Origin of the sequence: Streptomyces carpinensis, assembly GCF_002154505.1 — a bacterium.
Lineage (GTDB): Bacteria > Actinomycetota > Actinomycetes > Streptomycetales > Streptomycetaceae > Streptomyces > Streptomyces carpinensis.
The window spans coordinates 1-594 of the sequence record NZ_MUBM01000552.1 but is presented as its reverse complement, the minus strand read 5'-3'; the positions used below and the strand labels follow the sequence as shown (position 1 = coordinate 594).

The following is a 594-nucleotide window of genomic DNA, read 5'->3' as shown; positions in this document are numbered from 1 at the left end:
CCGCACGACGTGGCCGCGATCGGACACGCCGTTGGGTACGACAGCCCGTCGCAGTTCAGCCGCGAATACCGGCGTATGTTCGGAGCCCCGCCGGGTCAAGACGCAGCACGCCTCCAGACCGCAGCGATCGTCCAGGAGTAGGCGCCCGGCTGTGCTGCCTCCCCCCTCCTCAACGGGCCTTCAGCGTGTCGGCCATGCACGGCTGGAGTTGCGGTCTGGCCGAAATCAACGTGCGATCGACGACGACGTTGACACCCCGAGCCACCATCGAGCGTTTCGGCGCCATGGGGTCTTCGTCACCTGGTCCAGCCGTGGGCTAAGAACTCCTAACCTCGATTCTTCAGCGGTCGTGAGTGCATGACCGTGCCGTCGGTTCGCCCTGTTTGTTCCGCGTGATCGCGGGCCGGCCTTCGCGTGCGCTGCGGCTGCGCCGGGGTTCCACGGCACCCGGAGGTCGTGCGGATCTGCTCCTTTCCGTGTCTCATCGGCTTGGTGGCCAGATCGTCAGGTGACGGCGGGCAGGGCGGTCAGCCGGTGCCAGCAGGTGGTGAACGCCTCTGCGGGATGCTGCCATACGTGCCGGGCCAGGAGACC

Annotated in this window: 1 protein-coding gene; it reads left to right on the top strand. The window is 67.3% G+C overall.

What is annotated here, in order from left to right; translation table 11 throughout:
- Positions 1-141: helix-turn-helix domain-containing protein (locus BZY54_RS54235; RefSeq protein ID WP_341868740.1), on the top strand; the 141-nt coding region annotated here is incomplete at its 5' end.
- Positions 142-594: the final 453 nt, after the last annotated feature.